The following is a 15,817-nucleotide window of genomic DNA, read 5'->3' on the forward strand; positions in this document are numbered from 1 at the left end:
GCGGTCCTCAAAGCCCGCTCGGTCTGCGCAGATCCAAGGTGCAGGGATATTCCGGGTTGGGCATCTCGGTGGGTGGCCAGTAGGCGGAAGGGGTGTGCCCACCCGGCTCGAAGCGCGACAGACGGCGGGACTCGGCTTCGTAGCTGTTGATCGGAAAGGTCTCGTAGTTGCGGCCGGCCGGGTGCATGACGTGATAGGTGCAGCCGGCCAGCGCGCGCCGGTGCTGGGCGTCGTAGAGGTCGAACACCAGCGGTGTGTGGACGCCGATGGTGGGATGCAACGCCGACGTCGGCTTCCACGCGCGGTAGCGCAGACCGCAGACAAACTCGTCGCGCACGCCGGTGGCCCGCAAGGGCAGCCGGCGGCCGCCGACGGTGACGAAGTGCTTGCCCGGCACCAGACCGCGCGCCTTGACTTGCAGGCGTTCGAGACTGGAATCCACGAAACGCGTGGTGCCGCCCACCGCGCCTTCTTCGCCCAGCACCGGCCAGGGTTCCAGCGCGTGGCGCAGTTCCAGTTCGATGCTTTGGTGCTGCAGAGTGCCGTGCAGCGGAAAGCGGAACTCCAGGTGCGGCTCGAACCATTCCGGCCGAAACGGGTAATCCCAGCTTTGCAGATCGCGCAGCACTTCGCAGAAATCCTTCCATACAAAGTGCGGCAGCATGAATTCATCATGCAGGCGCGTGCCCCAGCGGATCAGCGGCGCGGTGTAAGGCTTTTCCCAGAACGCGCAGATCATCGCGCGCACCAACAGTTGCTGCACCAGGCTCATGCGCGCGTGCGGCGGCATCTCGAAGCTGCGGATCTCCAGCAGGCCGAGACGACCGGTGGGGCCGTCGGGTGAGTAGAGCTTGTCGATGGACAGCTCGGTGCGATGCGTGTTGCCGGTGATGTCGATCAGGATGTTGCGGAACAGGCGATCCACCAACCACAGCGGAAACCCGGCCTGATCGCTGCCGACGCCGGCGGGTGGCAACTGCGCCAGCGCGATCTCCAGCTCGTACAGGGCGGTGTCGCGCCCTTCGTCTGGTCGCGGATGTTGCGAGGTGGGGCCGATGAAGAGTCCGGAGAACAGGTAGCTCAGGGCAGGATGGTTCTGCCAGTAGCGGATCATGCTGGCGAGCAGATCGGGCCGGCGCAGGAACGGTGAATCGGCCGGCGTGGCCGCACCCACCACGATGTGATTACCGCCGCCGGTGCCGACCGCGCGGCCGTCGATGAGAAATTTTTCCGTGCCGAGGCGCGACAGACGGGCCTGCTCGTAAATCTCCAGGGTGATCTCGCGCAACTGCGTCCACGAATGGGCAGGGTGCACGTTGACCTCGATCACACCGGGATCGGGCGTAACCCGCAGCACGTTGAGGCGCGAGTCGGCCGGAGGCGGATAACCCTCCACGCGCACCGGTACGTCGAACTCGGCGGCGCTGTCCTCCACCGCGGTGATCAGGTCCAGGTAATCCTCGATGGTTTCCACCGGTGGCATGAACACGCAGAGCTGACCGTCACGCGGTTCCACCGCCAGCGCGGTGCGCACGTTGCCGCCTTGCAGATAGGCGCCGCGCCGTTCCGGTGTGGGCTGGTCGCGCTCGGCGGTCAGCTTCTGTTGGCGCTCCCGGCGACGCTGTTCCTGTTCGGTGACGGGCGCCTGCAGAAAGGGCTGACGGCGCGGATCGATGTTGCTCGGCAGCGGGTCGCGCCGCGCAAACGGGTCGTAGGGAACCAGATGCGGATACGCCAGCGGCGGCACCCAGGGCAGGGTTTCCAGCGGCAGTCGAAAACCCACTGGCGAGTCGCCCGGGATCAGATACATGCGTCCACCGCGAAAGGTCCAGCGCTCGCTGATCCATTGCTGAGACAGCGCGCGCGATTGCCAGCGCTGCACCGGCAACGCGTAGCCTTTGGGCGTGTCCAGCCCGCGCGAGAACACGCGGGCCAGCCGCGCACGTTCCTCGGCATTCTTGAGCTTGCTGTCCTCCGGCGTGACGTTGTCCGGCAGCTTGCGTTCGCGGTGCAGGTAGTAGAACGCGTCCTCGTACGCCGGTACCGCATTGTCGGGGTCGATCTCCAAACGCTCGGCGATGCCGCGAATCAGCGCTCGCGCGCTGTCGGCGTCGGCCCGCATGCTGCCGTCGGCCAGATCGCCGTGCACGATGGGCGTGCCGTCGCCGCGCCAGTACAGGGAATACGCCCAGCGCGGCAGCGACTCGCCCGGATACCACTTGCCCTGGCCGAAGGTCAGCAGCCCGCCCGGCGCGAAGCGGTCGCGCAGGCGATAGATCAGCTCGCGCGCCAGGCCCTCCTTCATCGGCCCGACCGCGGCGGTGTTCCACTCGGCGCCCTGCATGTCGTCAATGGAGATGAAGGTCGGTTCGCCACCCATGGTCAGGCGCACGTCGCCGGCCTTGAGCCGGGTGTCCACCGCGTCGCCCAGCGCGTCGATCTGCGACCACTGCTCGTCGCTGTAGGGCTTGGTGACGCGCGCGGTTTCCAGCAGGCGCGTCACCTTCATCTCGTGGCCGAACTCGGTCTTGAGTTCGCCCTTGCCGGCAAACGACATGGTGCCGGTAATAGGCGCGGCACTGGACGGCTCCGGCGTGGCGCACAGCGGCACGTGGCCCTCGCCAGTGAGCAGGCCGGAGGTCGGGTCCAGACCTACCCACCCGGCGCCAGGCAGATACACCTCGCACCAGGCGTGCAGATCGGTGAAGTCATGATCGGTGCCACTGGGCCCGTCCAGCGACTTCACGTCCGGGGTGAGCTGGATCAGATACCCCGAACAGAAGCGTGCCGCCAGCCCCAGGTGGCGCAGCAGCTGCACCAGCAACCAGGCCGAATCGCGACAGGAACCCGAGCCGTTGACCAGGGTTTCCTCCGGCGTCTGCACGCCGGGCTCCATGCGGATCAGATACTTCACCCGCTGCTGCACCCGGCGGTTCAACTCCACCAGGAAATCCACCGCGCGTTCGCGGTGCAGGTCCACCTTGTCCAGCATCGCCTTGAAGCGCGGTGTGGCGGCCTCCTTGCGCAGATAGGGTTCCAGGTCCTGGCGCAGGCCGGGCACGTACTCGAACGGAAAGAACTCCGCCTCGGGCGCCACGAAGAAATCGAAGGGGTCGTACACCGCCATGTCCGCCACCAGGTCCACGGTGACCGTGAAGTGATCCACGGCCTCCGGAAACACCACCCGCGCCTGCCAATTGGCAAAGGCATCCTGCTGCCAGTTGATGAAATGCGGCTGCGGCTCCACCCGCAGCGAGTAGGAAAGCACGCGGGTGCGCGAATGCGGTGCAGGGCGCAGCCGGATGATCTGGGGAGACAGGGTGACGCGCCGGTCGTAGCGATAAACCGTCTGGTGAAACAGGGCAGCGTGCAGGGGCATGGCGATAACGAAGGTCCGTGACAGCGAAGCCGATCATACGCGCCCGTCATGCGGGCTCCGGGCGTTCCCCGGCTAAGCAAGAATCGATGCAGGGCGAGTCGCCGATGGGTCAAGCAGTAAGATGCCGGCTGGATCGACCAGTGCAGGAGAATGCCGGTGGCGGTGCTGTCCCACCCCGACTACGACGACCACGAGGCGGTGGTGTTTCATCGCGACCCCGAATCGGGTCTGGCCGCCATCGTCGCCATCCACAGCACGGCGCTGGGCTGCGGCCTCGGCGGTTGCCGGGTGTATCCCTATGCGACGGAAGCCGAGGCGATCGCCGACGTCCTGCGCCTGTCGCGCGGCATGACCTACAAGGCGGCGTTGGCAGGCCTGAAGCAGGGCGGCGGCAAGTCGGTGGTGCTGGCCGATCCCCGGCGCGACAAGACGCCGGCGATGATGCGCGCGATGGGACGCCTGGTGCAGTCGCTGGGTGGGCGCTATGTGATTGCCGAGGATTCGGGTTCCGACGAGGCCGACATGCGCGAGGTGGCGCGCGAAACCGCTTACGTTGGCGGCGGTGCAGCGCCGCTGAACCCCGATGATCCGGGCGATCGCGACACCTCAGCCGCCACGGCGCTGGGGGTGTTCTACGGTATCCAGGCGGCGGCACGTCATCGCCTGCAGCGGACCGACCTGCAGGGCTTGCGCGTGGCGATCCAGGGTGTCGGCAAGGTTGGCGCGGTGCTGGCGCAGCATCTGCACGAGGCCGGCGCGCAGTTGTTCGTGTCCGACGTGCACCCGCCGCTGGTGGAAGCCTGCGTGCAACGTTTCGATGCCACTGCGGTGGACGGTGCGCGCCTGTTCGATCTGGAGGTGGATGTGCTCAGTCCCTGCGCGATGGGGGCGGTGCTCAACGACGTCACCGTGCCGCGCCTGCAAGCCGCGATCGTCGCAGGTGCCGCCAATAATCAGCTCGAAGAACCGCGGCACGGTCACATGCTGATGCAGCGTGGCGTGCTCTATGCGCCCGATTACGCGATCAATGCCGGCGGCATCATCAATCTTTATTACACCGGCGCGACGCGGCGCTGGCAGGAGGTCGACGCACACCTGCACCGCATTGCCGAAACGTTGAGCGCGATTTTCGAGCGCGCCGCCGAGCAGGGCGAGCCCACGCACCTGATCGCCGATCGCATGGCGGAGTCGGTGTTCCGCGGCCGCACGACTTGAATCCCGATGGCGATGGCGGCGCACTCGACACCCGCCCGCGGCCGTTTGTTGCGAGCCCGGGTTCCGGCCTGCGGCGTTGACCCGTCGGCTTGAGGCCGGAATACTCTGGCGTGTCAGCGAAGCGCCTGCGCCAAAAAATTTCGAGCGTCACAACGACGGGCCAACTGCGTCGCGCTGTCTGCATACTGGACCGGATCATCCGCTTGCGTTGCTGGAAGCTGCAGCGCGACGATGGCGCTGCGTCCGCAGCGGGATCGACCTGCGGGTGCGCCGCGCTGCGTTCGCGTGGAGCGCGGGTTCAAGGGCGTTTCCAGTCCTGTTCGCCTGAAAGGAAACTCAAGAATGGCCTCATGCAACAGTTTCGACCGCCGGCAGACTGGACTTCCCGGGCATGGTCTTGACGCTGCCGTTTGAGACGGTCGCCCGGCCCGATTCCACACGCGCATGAACGTTCTCGCCCTGATCGTGTTGTTGCCGCTGGTGCTGGGTACCGGCCTGTGCTTCTGGGCCGGACGCAGCAACACGCCGCGCCGCCGCAGCCTGACGGCGTGGCTGGCCGCCGCGGTCACCGCGTCGGCGCTGGCTCTGCTGCTCGGCCAGGCGCCGATGGTCTTCGACGGGCACACGGTTCTGGCCGGCGCAGACTGGGTGCCGGCGCTGGGGCTCAACGCCAACTTTCGGCTGGATGGCCTGGCGCTGATGTTCGCCGGGCTGATCCTGTCGATCGGCCTGCTGATCATTCTCTACGCGGCCTACTACCTGCACAGCGAAGATCCCGCCGGCAAGTTCTACAGCCTGCTGATGCTGTTCATGGCGGCGATGCTCGGCATCGTGCTGTCGGACAACTTGCTGCTGCTCGTGGTGTTCTGGGAGCTGACCAGCCTGTCCTCGTTCCTGCTGGTCGGCTACTGGGGGCACAAGCCTAGTGCCCGCGCCGGCGCGCGCATGGCGCTGGCGATCACTGGCGGCGGTGGCCTGGTGATGCTGGCCGGCGTGATCCTGCTGGGACAGATCGCCGGCACCTACGATCTGTCCGGCATGCTCGGCCGCGGCGCAGAGATCCAGGCGCATCCGCTGTATCCGGTTACCCTGGGTCTGATTCTGGTGGGCTGCTTCACCAAGAGCGCGCAGGTGCCCTTCCACTTCTGGTTGCCAGAGGCGATGGCAGCGCCGACGCCGGTGTCGGCTTATCTGCATTCGGCGACGATGGTCAAGGCCGGCATCTTCATGCTGGCGCGCCTCTATCCGGTGCTCGGTGGCAATGGAACGTTCGAGATGATCGTGGCCAGCTTCGGCATGGCGACGATGGTGTTCGGCGCCTACGCCGCCGTGTTCAAGCACGACACCAAGGGCCTGCTGGCGTATTCGACGATCAGCCACCTGGGTCTGATCACCTTTCTGATCGGCCTGGCCACGCCGCTGTCCACGGTGGCCGCGGTGTTCCACATCCTCAATCACGCCACGTTCAAGTGCTCGCTGTTCATGACCGCGGGCATCATCGATCACGAGACCGGCACGCGCGACATGCGCAAGCTCGCCGGCTTGATGAAATACATGCCGTGGACCGCCACCCTGGCGATGATCGCCGCGGCGTCCATGGCCGGCATCCCGCTGGCGAACGGATTTCTGTCCAAGGAGATGTTCTTCACCGAAGCGGTCACCGGCCAAGCTAACTTTGCCTGGGGCGTGCTGTTGCCGGTGGCGGCGACACTCGGTGGCATCTTCTCGGTGGCGTACTCGCTGCGCTTCATCCACGACGTGTTCTTCAACGGCGAGCCCAAGGACCTCCCCAAGCCGCATCCGCACGAGCCGCCGCTGTTCATGAAAGCGCCGGTCGCGCTGCTGGTGGTGATCTGCATCGTGGTCGGCATCTTTCCGGCGCTCACCTTCGGGCCGCTGGTACACGTGGCCGCAACTGCGGTACTCGGCGCCGAACCGCCGGAATATCACCTCGCCATCTGGCACGGCTTCAACCTGCCGCTGCTGATGAGCGCGGTGGCGCTGGCCGGCGGCGTCGCCATGTATTTCATGCTGCAACGCATCTTCGAACTGCACCGCCACACGCCGCGCGGCTGGACCGGCCATGCGATTTTTCTGCACAGCATGAACGGGCTTTTCAGGTTCGCCGGCCGCCTCACCGGGTTACTGGAGAACGGCTCTCTGCAGCGCTATGCGGCGTTGATGGTGGGCGCCGCCGCGGTGGTCGGCGCCTGGCCGCTGTTGCAGGGCCCGGGCCTGGCAGCCGGAACCCGCGAACTGTTGCCGGCCTCGCCATTGGCGCTGGCGGTATGGGGGTTGCTGCTGCTGGCGGGCGGCGCGATGGTGCTGAGCCACCACGACCGTTTCCGCGCGGTGGTGCTGACCGGCGTGATCGGCCTGATCACCGCGTTTACGTTTGTGTCGTTCTCGGCGCCGGATCTGGCGTTGACACAGTTGTCGGTGGAGGTGGTGTCCACCGTGCTGCTGCTGATGGGACTGGCGCTGTTGCCGCAGACTAGCCCGCGCGAATCCAGCGCGCTGCGGCGGGGTCGTGACCTGATCCTTGCGGCGGCGGGCGGCGGCGGCATCGCTTGGCTGACCTGGCTGATGCTGACGCGCGACCACAACTCGATCTCCTGGTATTTCCTGGAGAACTCGAAGCCGCTCGGCGGTGGCACCAACGCGGTCAACGTGATCCTGGTGGACTTCCGCGGCTATGACACCTTCGGTGAGATCACCGTGCTGGGCATCGCCGCAATCGGTGTGTTGGCACTGCTCGACGGCATGCGCGTGCGTCGCCCCACTGCCGACGGCCAGGGCCGCCCGTGGAGCTTCAGCCGCGAGCCGCTGATGCTGCGCATGGTGGCGCGGATGGTGCTGCCGCTGGCGCTGGCGGTGTCGCTGTATATCTTCTGGCGTGGACACAATCTGCCGGGCGGCGGGTTCATCGCCGGGCTGATCACCGCTTCGGCGCTGGTGCTGCAATACATGGCGCTGGGCCAGGAGCGTGCGGGGGCAGTGATCCGAGCGCTCGGCGGGTCGCGCTATGCATCCTGGGTCGGGCTGGGGCTGGGCATCGCGGCACTCACTGGCGTCGGCGCTTTCGCTTTCGGTCATCCCTTCCTCACCAGCGCCTACGGACATCCGATCGTGCCGATCCTCGGCGAGTTGCCCCTGGCCACCGCGGCACTGTTCGACCTGGGCGTTTATGTGACCGTGGTCGGCGCCACCATGCTGATGCTGTCGGTATTGAGCTCGGCCAGCCAGGAGCGCGGCAAGCCCTCGTTCGCCAGCGAGCGGGGGCCATCATGAGCATGGAGTTTCTGGTCGCCACCGGCATTGGCTGGGTGACCTTCTGCGGCATCTATCTGCTGCTGCGCGGCCGCACCTATCCGGTGGTGCTGGGCCTGACCCTGATCGGCTACGCGGTGAACGTCTTCATCTTCACCATGGGGCGGCTGTGGAGCGCGGTGCCGCCCATCCTCACCGACGGCCCCAATGTGGCCGATCCGCTGCCGCAGGCACTGGTGCTGACCGCCATCGTGATCGGCTTTGCGACCACCGGATTCGTCATCGAACTGGCCTTGCGCAGCTACCACGAGTCCGGCACCGATCATGTCGACGGTGAGCCGGACGCCGCGTCGGCGCCGGCCGGGTCGAACGGAGAGCCGCGATGAACCCGGCGCTACTGTTCGGTTCGCACCTGCCCGCCATGGCAGTGATGGTGCCGGCCCTGACTGCGGTGCTGTTGCTGCTGATCGGCGATCACGGCGGCGATGAGCGCGGCAGCGACCACAGCCGGCGCAAGCTGCTGCTGGCGCGCAGCATCGCGCTGCTGTCGACCGCGCTGGGCCTGATGATCGCAATCGAACTCGCGGTGCAGGCCAATGGCGGCGAACTGACCGTGTACCGCATGGGAGACTGGCCGGCGCCGTTCGGCATCGTGTTGGTGATCGACCGGCTCGCGGCGCTGATGTTGGTGCTGACCTCCACCGTCGCCTTGCCGGTGTTGTGGTACGCCACCGGCGGCTGGGACGCACACGGGCGCTATTTTCATGCACTGTTCCAGTTCCAGCTGATGGGCCTGAGCGGCGCCTTCGTGACCGGCGATCTGTTCAATCTGTTCGTGTTCTTCGAGGTCCTGCTGATCGCGTCCTACGTGTTGCTGGCGCACGGCCAGGGTCGCGAGCGCTACCGCGTGGGGATGCATTACGTGGTGCTCAACCTCGCTGCCTCGGCGTTGTTCCTGATCGGCGTGGCCTTGATCTACGCGCTGACCGGCACCCTCAACATGGCGGATCTGGCGCTGCGCGTGCCGATGATCGAAGGGCCGGAAGCCGCCGTGCTGCAAGCGGCCAGCCTGATCCTGCTGGTGGTGTTCGGATTCAAGGCCGCGCTGGTGCCGCTGTCGATGTGGCTGCCGGCGACCTACGCCGCGGCCTGTGCGCCGGTGGCGGCCTTGTTCGCCATCATGACCAAGGTCGGCGTGTATTCGATCCTGCGCGTCAACGGCGTCATCTTCGGCGCCGACGCCGGGGCCTCGGCGTTCACCGCGCAACCCTGGCTGTTGCCGCTGGCCTTGATGACCAGCCTGATCGGTGTGTTCGGCGCGCTGGCGGCCAAGACCCTGCCCAGGCTGGTAGCCTGGCTCACCGTGTCCTCGGTCGGCACCGTGATGATCGCGCTGGGCCTGTATACGGAAGCCGCCTGGTCGGCCGGGCTCTACTACATGGTGCAGAGCACCCTGGTGATTGCCGGCCTGTTCCTGCTCTCCGAGCTGGTGGCGGCACAGCGCGGCGATGCCGCCGATCTGCTTGAACCGGCCTCGCCAGTGGCGCAGCCGGCCTTGCTGGGATTGATGTTGTTGCTGGCTGCGGCGTCGGCAGCCGGCCTGCCGCCGCTGCCGGGCTTTCTCGGCAAGCTGATGCTGCTGGAGGCATCGAGCATGCACGGATGGCAGACCGCGGTGTGGACCGTGGTGCTGCTGGTGGGCTTTCTGGCCATGCTCGGCCTGGCGCGCGCCGGCAACGTGCTGTTCTGGCATGTGCGTCACGACCTGCCGCCCTGCGGTGATTCGGGTGCCAGCCCCAAGCTGGTCACCGCTGCACTGTCGTTACTGGGCGCGGCGGTGGCGATGAGTATCTTTGCCGCGCCGCTGATGCGTTACACCGCGGCCACCGCGCAACAGTTGCTGGACCGGCCGGCTTACGCACGCGCCGTGCTCGGCGATCAGGGCGGCATGCACGCCGACACCGCACGACCGTATCGGCTGGCGCCCGAGGACCAAACTTCCATCCCGTTCACCGAGGAGCACCCGCAATGAAATCGGCGGCCAAGGGATCGTCGCGCAGCGCCTGGCTGGCGCATCCGGTGCTGTCGCTGATGCTGGCCGCAAGCTGGCTGTTGCTGCAGGAAAGCGTGGCGGTGCCGCAGCTCCTGGCCGCGGCCGTTCTCGGAGTGGTGGTGCCGCGCATGGTGCACGGGTTCATCGGCGACGGCGCGCGGCCGCGCTCGGCCAAGGTGGCCTTACGCTTCTTCTTCATCGTGCTGTGGGACATCCTGCTGTCCAACCTCACCGTGGCGCGCCTGGTGCTCTCGCCGGGTGCCAGGCCGCAGCCGGCCTGGGTACGGGTGCCGCTGGACGTGCAGCACCCCAACGCCATCGTGCTGCTGGCCACCATCATCACCACCACGCCGGGCACGGTGTCCTGCATCGTCGACGAGGAGCGCCGCGAAATTCTGGTGCACGCGCTGGATTGCAGCGACCCCGAGGAGATGGCAATGCAGATCAAGCAGCGCTACGAAGCGCCGCTGAAGGAGATCCTCGGATGATCGAAATCGCCCTCAACTTCGCACTCGCCGCCGTCACCCTGTCGCTGCTGCTGTGCGGGTGGCGTCTGCTGCGCGGACCGGAAACCCCCGACCGCCTGCTGGCGCTGGACACGCTGTACATCAATGTCGTCGCCCTGGTGATCCTGCTCGGGATTCTCTGGCGCACCTCGCTGCTGTTCGAAGCTGCGCTGATCGTGGCGATGCTGGGTTTCGTGTCCACCGTCGCGCTGGCGCGTTATCTGAGTCGCGGCGACGTCATCGAATAAGGAGACCGGCATGACCGAACTGTCCCTGCCATTGGAACTCCTGATCTCCGCGTTGCTGGTGATTGGAGGACTGTTCGTATTGATCGGCGCCGTCGGCATGGTCCGCTTTGGCGACTTCTACATGCGCCTGCACGCGCCGACCAAAGCCACCACGCTCGGTGTGGGCGGCGTGCTGCTGGCCAGTATGGGCCTGAGCTGGGCCGGCGGGCACTTTGGCGTGCACGAGCTGCTGATCGCGCTGTTCCTGTTTCTCACCGCGCCGGTGTCGGCCAATCTGATGGCCAAGGCTGCGCTGCACCTGCGGGTGCCGACGCGCGCCAAGCTGCCGGACGATATTCCGCTGGATTGAAGGCGTAAGGTCGGCAGCCCGGATGGCGCGACTGAAGACAGGGCGATAACCGGTCGCAATTCCCGCCTGCTGCGCGCGCCGGTGGCGCCTCACTTATCCGCCGTTCGGGCGTAGTGGCAGTGCCGGTCTGCTTGTAAGGACACTGCCGGCTTGCGGCACGACAACGCCGGGGCCAAGCTGCATTTGCGATCGATATCGCGCATGCAGGAGGCAGCCATGGTCAGACTCTACGGCAGTGTTCCCGGCTGGACCGTGCCCTGCCTTGGTCCGATGGTCACCAAGGTTGCCTACTACCTGACCCTGGCCGGGATCCCGTACGAATTTGTCCCGACCGATTTGTCGCAACTCGATCGCGACAGTCCCAATGGCAAGGTGCCGTTCCTGGACGACGACGGCGAACGCATCGCCGACTCGATGCTGATCCTCGCGCACCTGCGCCGCAAGTACGGCGATGCGCTGGGCAATGGCGTCACGCCGCGCGAAGAAGCGCAGATGCTGGCCTTCAACCGTCTCATCGACGAGCACCTGTACTGGATCACCGTCGTTCTGCCGCGCTATTGCGACGACGGTGACTGGCATCGCTACCTGTGCCTGATTGCCTCAACCGACAACCCCTCACCGGAAATCCTCGCCTTCGGCGCAGCTTGGCGCGCGCGCGTGCTCAAGGGTTATCTCAATGGCGGCTGGACGCGGATGCCGCAAGCGGTGCTCTTCGCGCGCGCCCGTGCCGATATCGACGCGCTCAGCGATCAGCTCGGCGACCAGCCCTTTTTCATGGGCGACCAGCCGCGCTGGATCGACGCTTCGGTGCTCTCGATTCTGCGCCACACCATCGATCCGCCGTTCTCGTTCGACACCAAGCATTACGCTGCCGGCAAGCCCAAGCTCGTCGCCTACATGAAGCGCATGAAGGAGCAGTTCGGGATCTGAGGCGTCTGCCTTATCCCCCTTGCAGGCAATGTTTGCGCAGCCGTGCGCGTCCTGTTGTCGATCCGCAACCTGCGCCAGACGTTCCTCGCGCGGGTCGTCGCCCAACTCGACACCGGACACATCCGGGCTAGTGAAATCCGCGGCCAGCCGCCAGCGAGGCCGCGTTGAGAATCGCGTTCTGCAGCATGCTGTGATCGGCGCGCCCGCTGCCGGCGAGGTCGTAGGCCACGCCGTGGGCCACCGTGGTGTACGCATACGGCGGTCCCAGGAAGACGACGTTGTTGCCGGAGAAGCCCCAGGTCTTGATCGCGATGTGGCCTTGGTCGTGATACGTGGCGATGACCGCCTGATAGCGGCCCTCGATGCACTGGCGGAAGATGGAATCCGGGCTGACCGGTCCTTCGACATTGATGCCCTGCGCGCGCGCCCTCTCGATCGCCGGTGCGATGTGCTGCTGCTCCTCGACGCCGCTTGCGTGCGGGTTGAAACCCGCCACGCCGATACGCCCGCCGCCGAGCCCCCACTGGGTCATCGCGCGCGCGAGTTGCGTGACCAGACGCAGTACCGCGTCCTGGGTGATGGCAGCCGACACGTCGCGCAGCGGAACATGATCGGTCAGGTGCGCGACCACCAGGGGGCCGGATCGCAGCAGCAGATAGGCCTCCTGCCCCGGTTTGTGACTCGGGATCGCGTGCAGCGTGCCGGCCATGTCCATCGCCTTGGCACTGATCGGACCCATCACGGCACCATCCAGAATCCGGCGTTGCGCGAGACGGTCGGCATGATCCAGCCAGGCACCGCTGACGGCGCCGGCGTCGCGGGTGTCCTGGCCCAGGCGCATCGCCGCCACGGGAAAGGCATCCGACACCAGCACGTCGATGGTCGATGCGTCGTCGCCGCAGTCCCCCGGCAGGTGCTCGATGTCCGCGACGCGCCGGACCGACAGCGACGCGCCAAGCAACCGTACGGTGTGCTCGACGAGGTCCGCGTCGCCCACGACGAGCGGCCGGCAATGCGGATGCAGAGCGCCGCTGGCCCAGGTCTTGACCAGGATTTCATGCCCGATGCCGTTCGGGTCGCCGGGGACCACGCCGATGGTCGGGCGGTGCGCGACGCGGTGGTCGGAGTCGGCGTTCATAGGTTGCGAAAGGTGCCGGACATCTGCGCGGTGAGCGCGAGTCGGCAGCCCAGGTCATCTGACATGATCTTCTCCTCGGACTCCGGCCTCTCATGGCCCCAACGCAGCGCGCATTGCCGCACGTCCGCGTCCATGGCCTTTGCCTGCGATCGGAACTGAAACCCTTGAGGCAATGATACCCCTGCAGCACGCCGGCTCCGGCCTGGCACGGGCGCATCGCTGGGCCCGCGGGGCTCGCACGTCAGGAGCGCCCCGTATCGGCCCTACGCCAGGCGGATTGTTCTGATGGATCGGGCGGAGCAAGCACTCAGCGATCGGCGGCAGCCCGCCGAGGCCTGCGCGACAGCCCGTACCGGCTACTCGACGGCTTCGGTCGCGGGCTCGTCGGCTGGCGCGGCATCGGCATCGATGTCGGCCGTAGGCGGGGGCAGCTCGAACAGTTCCTGAACGAGCGCCTTGGACAAGGTGTAGCGCACTCTCAGCTCGGGTCTGGCCAGCACCAGTTGCGGATCGCGTGCGTGGACGATCAGGTCGATCACGCTGCCGTCGACCAGGGTGAGCTTGACCGTATCCCCGCTGGATCCTTCCAGTGGTTCGGCCGCATTCCACATGGCGCGCGCGTTCTTCCAGGACTCCACCAGTTGCGCGAGCTGAGCCGCGGTGGCCTCGCCTTGCTGGGGACTGGTCCAGGCGCCTTCCGCGCTTTTCTCCAGGAGCAGGCCCGGCAGTTCGATCTTCTGCAGTTCACCTTCTTCCGGCACCACCGATTTCGAGATCAGGTCGGAGAAGTCGGCGTCCAGCGCGGCGCTGGGCGGATCGTCGACCACGCCGATCGCTTCGCCCGAAGAAACGTAACGGCGGTACTGGATGGGCTCGGTTCCGCCGATGTCGATGCGCACGTCGTCCAGGGTCACGCGGTAACGCGGCGGGTCGAGTTCGAGTTGCTTGAGATCAACCCCCGCGTCGAACTGCTTCTTCACTTCCAGCTCTGCCAGCGACAGGATGCCGCCGACTTCCAGGCTGTCGGCGGAGGCCTGCACCGGCTCGGTCAGCCGCCATTGTCCGTCGTATTTTTCCAGGCGGATGGTCGGTTCGGCCGGGTGTTCGATGACGATGTTGGTGATCGCATCCTGCTTGAGCGCGGTCAGTGCGGGGCCCTGGTCTTCCTGCTTCTGGCTCAACCACACCGCGACGCCCAGGCCGGCAACGACGACGGCCAGACCCAGATTGAGATAGCTGCGATTCATGGCAGTGTTCCCTTAGCGCCGACGCCGGATAACCCAGCGCGCGATGCCGGTGCCGATCAGCAGCAGCGGCAACACGATCACGAAGCCGATGCCGATGAGGTAGGTGGCCCAGGTCGGCAGGAACAGATGGGTATCCGGCGCCTTGGGAACGTCGATGTTGATCTGCGCGTCGCGGCTGGCCAGCCATTGCACCAGATTCAACCCCAATTGCTGATTGCCGAGCTGTCCGAGCGATGCGTCCGACAGGAAGTCGGCGTCGCCGATCAGGGCCACGCGCTGCGTGCGCGTCTTCGCCGGGGCTTCTTCGTCGGCGGTGTCCGTGTCTTTCTGCTCGGACGCCTCTTCTTCGGACTCTGGGTCCACTTCAGGCAGTTCGCGGGTCAGGGTCATGCCGATGTCGAGCGGGCCCGGAATGTCGCCACCCTCGGGGTCGAAGACCACCGAGCTGCCGTCCATGGGCGATACCTCCAGCCAGGCTGCTTCGCTGGACTGCAGCATCGGTTGTGCAGTCCAGCCGCTGTCCGGTTTGGCGGTGAGCGAGCGCACCAGCGGGAACAGGGTGACTTCGGACAGGCCGCGGGTCACCGGTCCGGCAGGGTAATCCAGGGCCACGAAGATGCCCGGATGGCCGGTGCCCAGCAACTCGTATTCGGGGAACACGGCGTATCCGCTCTGCCACTCGATGCCCAGGGTTTCGGCCACCGCCGTCAGACCGGGTTCGTGGTCGGGGTCGGCCAGCCACAGCAGGTTGCCCCCGCCTTTGACGAAATTGTCGATCAGCGTGACCTCCCCGGGCAGCAGCGCGCTGCGCGGACTGGCCACCACCAGCACCGAGGTGTTGTCGGGAAGACTTGGCGTGCGGGCCAGGTTGATCGGCTGCACCTTGAGACCCTTTTCCTGCAGCACCTGAGCGAACAGGTTGTAGTCGTTCTGGTCTTCGCTGCCGGCGACCGAACGCTCGCCATGACCTTCCAGGAACACCACCCACTGCTCGCCGGAGTAGCTCAGGCGCTGCAGGGCGGTGGTGATGCTCTGCTCTGACAACGTGCGCAGGCTTTCGCGCCGCCCCTGGTATTCCAGTACCACCTCGCCGGCAAACGAGATGTTGTAGTCCTTGACCTTCTGCGGCTCGCTGCTGGGGTCCACGAACAGCAGTTCCGCATCTTTCTTGAAGCGGCTGTACTGGTCGAAGAAATACTGCACGGTCGCGCGCTCGGGTGAGCCGGGATAGGCGAACGCCACCATGCGCAAAGGGTCGCTCATCGAGGCGAGCTGCAGCCGGCTGGACTCGGAAATGGTGTTGCGCTTGTTGTAGGTCCAGTCCTGCTTGACGTTGTAGCGCACCGACAGCCAGCCGAGCATGACGATCACGGCCAGGATCAGCAGGCCGCTGACAAGCTGCTGGATGAGGTTCTGGTTCTTTTGTTTCATTAGCGGCAGGGTTTCAACTTTCAACAGACGGTTCGGAGTCCGTCATGCCCG

13 protein-coding genes are annotated in these 15,817 nt (G+C 66.3%); 8 read left to right on the plus strand and 5 right to left on the minus strand.

Features of this window, described 5'->3' with window-relative positions; all coding sequences use genetic code 11:
* Positions 1–7: 7 nt before the first annotated feature.
* Positions 8–3,379, minus strand: coding sequence for a DUF2126 domain-containing protein (locus ACOOHP_RS15820; RefSeq protein ID WP_420467448.1), 3,372 nt, complete (start codon positions 3,377–3,379; stop codon positions 8–10).
* A 156-nt stretch (positions 3,380–3,535) separates the two neighbouring features.
* On the opposite strand from ACOOHP_RS15820, the gene ACOOHP_RS15825 reads away from it, so the two are divergent.
* From ACOOHP_RS15825 to ACOOHP_RS15860, 8 genes are all read left to right on the plus strand, one after another.
* Positions 3,536–4,594 (plus strand): Glu/Leu/Phe/Val family dehydrogenase, encoded by a 1,059-nt coding sequence (locus ACOOHP_RS15825; RefSeq protein ID WP_420467449.1) that lies wholly within the window; start codon positions 3,536–3,538, stop codon positions 4,592–4,594.
* Between the two features lie 444 nt (positions 4,595–5,038).
* Positions 5,039–7,885 (plus strand): monovalent cation/H+ antiporter subunit A, encoded by a 2,847-nt coding sequence (locus ACOOHP_RS15830; protein ID WP_420467450.1) that lies wholly within the window; start codon positions 5,039–5,041, stop codon positions 7,883–7,885.
* Positions 7,879–8,250, plus strand: a complete 372-nt coding sequence (locus ACOOHP_RS15835; protein WP_420468729.1) for a Na+/H+ antiporter subunit C — start codon at positions 7,879–7,881, stop codon at positions 8,248–8,250. The genes ACOOHP_RS15830 and ACOOHP_RS15835 overlap by 7 nt, the downstream gene beginning before the upstream one ends.
* Positions 8,247–9,896, plus strand: a complete 1,650-nt coding sequence (locus ACOOHP_RS15840; RefSeq protein ID WP_420467451.1) for a monovalent cation/H+ antiporter subunit D — start codon at positions 8,247–8,249, stop codon at positions 9,894–9,896. The genes ACOOHP_RS15835 and ACOOHP_RS15840 overlap by 4 nt, the downstream gene beginning before the upstream one ends.
* Complete coding sequence (locus tag ACOOHP_RS15845) at positions 9,893–10,405, plus strand: Na+/H+ antiporter subunit E (RefSeq protein WP_420467452.1); 513 nt, start codon at positions 9,893–9,895, stop codon at positions 10,403–10,405. The genes ACOOHP_RS15840 and ACOOHP_RS15845 overlap by 4 nt, the downstream gene beginning before the upstream one ends.
* Complete coding sequence (locus ACOOHP_RS15850; RefSeq protein ID WP_420467453.1) at positions 10,402–10,671, plus strand: K+/H+ antiporter subunit F; 270 nt, start codon at positions 10,402–10,404, stop codon at positions 10,669–10,671. The genes ACOOHP_RS15845 and ACOOHP_RS15850 overlap by 4 nt, the downstream gene beginning before the upstream one ends.
* Before the next feature lie 10 nt (positions 10,672–10,681).
* The gene (locus ACOOHP_RS15855) at positions 10,682–11,020 is read left to right on the plus strand and encodes a Na+/H+ antiporter subunit G (RefSeq protein WP_420467454.1); all 339 of its coding nucleotides are present in this window, start codon (positions 10,682–10,684) and stop codon (positions 11,018–11,020) included.
* 216 nt (positions 11,021–11,236) lie between these two features.
* The gene (locus tag ACOOHP_RS15860) at positions 11,237–11,950 is read left to right on the plus strand and encodes a glutathione S-transferase family protein (RefSeq protein WP_420467455.1); all 714 of its coding nucleotides are present in this window, start codon (positions 11,237–11,239) and stop codon (positions 11,948–11,950) included.
* A gap of 127 nt (positions 11,951–12,077) precedes the next feature.
* Here the strand turns inward: ACOOHP_RS15860 and ACOOHP_RS15865 are convergent, their stop codons facing one another.
* The 4 genes from ACOOHP_RS15865 to ACOOHP_RS15880 form a co-directional block, all read right to left on the minus strand.
* Positions 12,078–13,088 carry a PdxA family dehydrogenase gene (locus ACOOHP_RS15865; RefSeq protein ID WP_420467456.1) on the minus strand — a complete coding sequence of 337 codons (1,011 nt, stop codon included), beginning with the start codon at positions 13,086–13,088 and terminating at the stop codon, positions 12,078–12,080.
* Complete coding sequence (locus ACOOHP_RS15870; RefSeq protein ID WP_420467457.1) at positions 13,085–13,222, minus strand: hypothetical protein; 138 nt, start codon at positions 13,220–13,222, stop codon at positions 13,085–13,087. Before ACOOHP_RS15870 ends, ACOOHP_RS15865 begins: the two co-directional genes overlap by 4 nt.
* 222 nt (positions 13,223–13,444) lie before the next feature.
* Positions 13,445–14,335, minus strand: a complete 891-nt coding sequence (locus tag ACOOHP_RS15875; RefSeq protein ID WP_420467458.1) for a DUF4340 domain-containing protein — start codon at positions 14,333–14,335, stop codon at positions 13,445–13,447.
* A 12-nt stretch (positions 14,336–14,347) separates the two neighbouring features.
* The gene (locus ACOOHP_RS15880; RefSeq protein WP_420467459.1) at positions 14,348–15,766 is read right to left on the minus strand and encodes a GldG family protein; all 1,419 of its coding nucleotides are present in this window, start codon (positions 15,764–15,766) and stop codon (positions 14,348–14,350) included.
* Positions 15,767–15,817 lie beyond the last annotated feature (51 nt).

The organism is Panacagrimonas sp., assembly GCF_965216805.1.
In the GTDB taxonomy this organism is placed as follows: Bacteria; Pseudomonadota; Gammaproteobacteria; order Nevskiales; family Nevskiaceae; genus Panacagrimonas.

Excerpts from the sequence above, each read along its gene's own strand:
- ACOOHP_RS15820 (WP_420467448.1), bottom strand. The coding sequence starts at position 3,379 with ATGCCCCTGCACGCTGCCCTGTTTCACCAGACGGTTTATCGCTACGAC.
- ACOOHP_RS15830 (WP_420467450.1), top strand. The coding sequence starts at position 5,039 with ATGAACGTTCTCGCCCTGATCGTGTTGTTGCCGCTGGTGCTGGGTACC.
- ACOOHP_RS15840 (WP_420467451.1), top strand. The coding sequence starts at position 8,247 with ATGAACCCGGCGCTACTGTTCGGTTCGCACCTGCCCGCCATGGCAGTG.
- ACOOHP_RS15845 (WP_420467452.1), top strand. The coding sequence starts at position 9,893 with ATGAAATCGGCGGCCAAGGGATCGTCGCGCAGCGCCTGGCTGGCGCAT.
- ACOOHP_RS15850 (WP_420467453.1), top strand. The coding sequence starts at position 10,402 with ATGATCGAAATCGCCCTCAACTTCGCACTCGCCGCCGTCACCCTGTCG.
- ACOOHP_RS15855 (WP_420467454.1), top strand. The coding sequence starts at position 10,682 with ATGACCGAACTGTCCCTGCCATTGGAACTCCTGATCTCCGCGTTGCTG.
- ACOOHP_RS15860 (WP_420467455.1), top strand. The coding sequence starts at position 11,237 with ATGGTCAGACTCTACGGCAGTGTTCCCGGCTGGACCGTGCCCTGCCTT.
- ACOOHP_RS15865 (WP_420467456.1), bottom strand. The coding sequence starts at position 13,088 with ATGAACGCCGACTCCGACCACCGCGTCGCGCACCGCCCGACCATCGGC.
- ACOOHP_RS15870 (WP_420467457.1), bottom strand. The coding sequence starts at position 13,222 with ATGGACGCGGACGTGCGGCAATGCGCGCTGCGTTGGGGCCATGAGAGG.
- ACOOHP_RS15875 (WP_420467458.1), bottom strand. The coding sequence starts at position 14,335 with ATGAATCGCAGCTATCTCAATCTGGGTCTGGCCGTCGTCGTTGCCGGC.
- ACOOHP_RS15880 (WP_420467459.1), bottom strand. The coding sequence starts at position 15,766 with ATGAAACAAAAGAACCAGAACCTCATCCAGCAGCTTGTCAGCGGCCTG.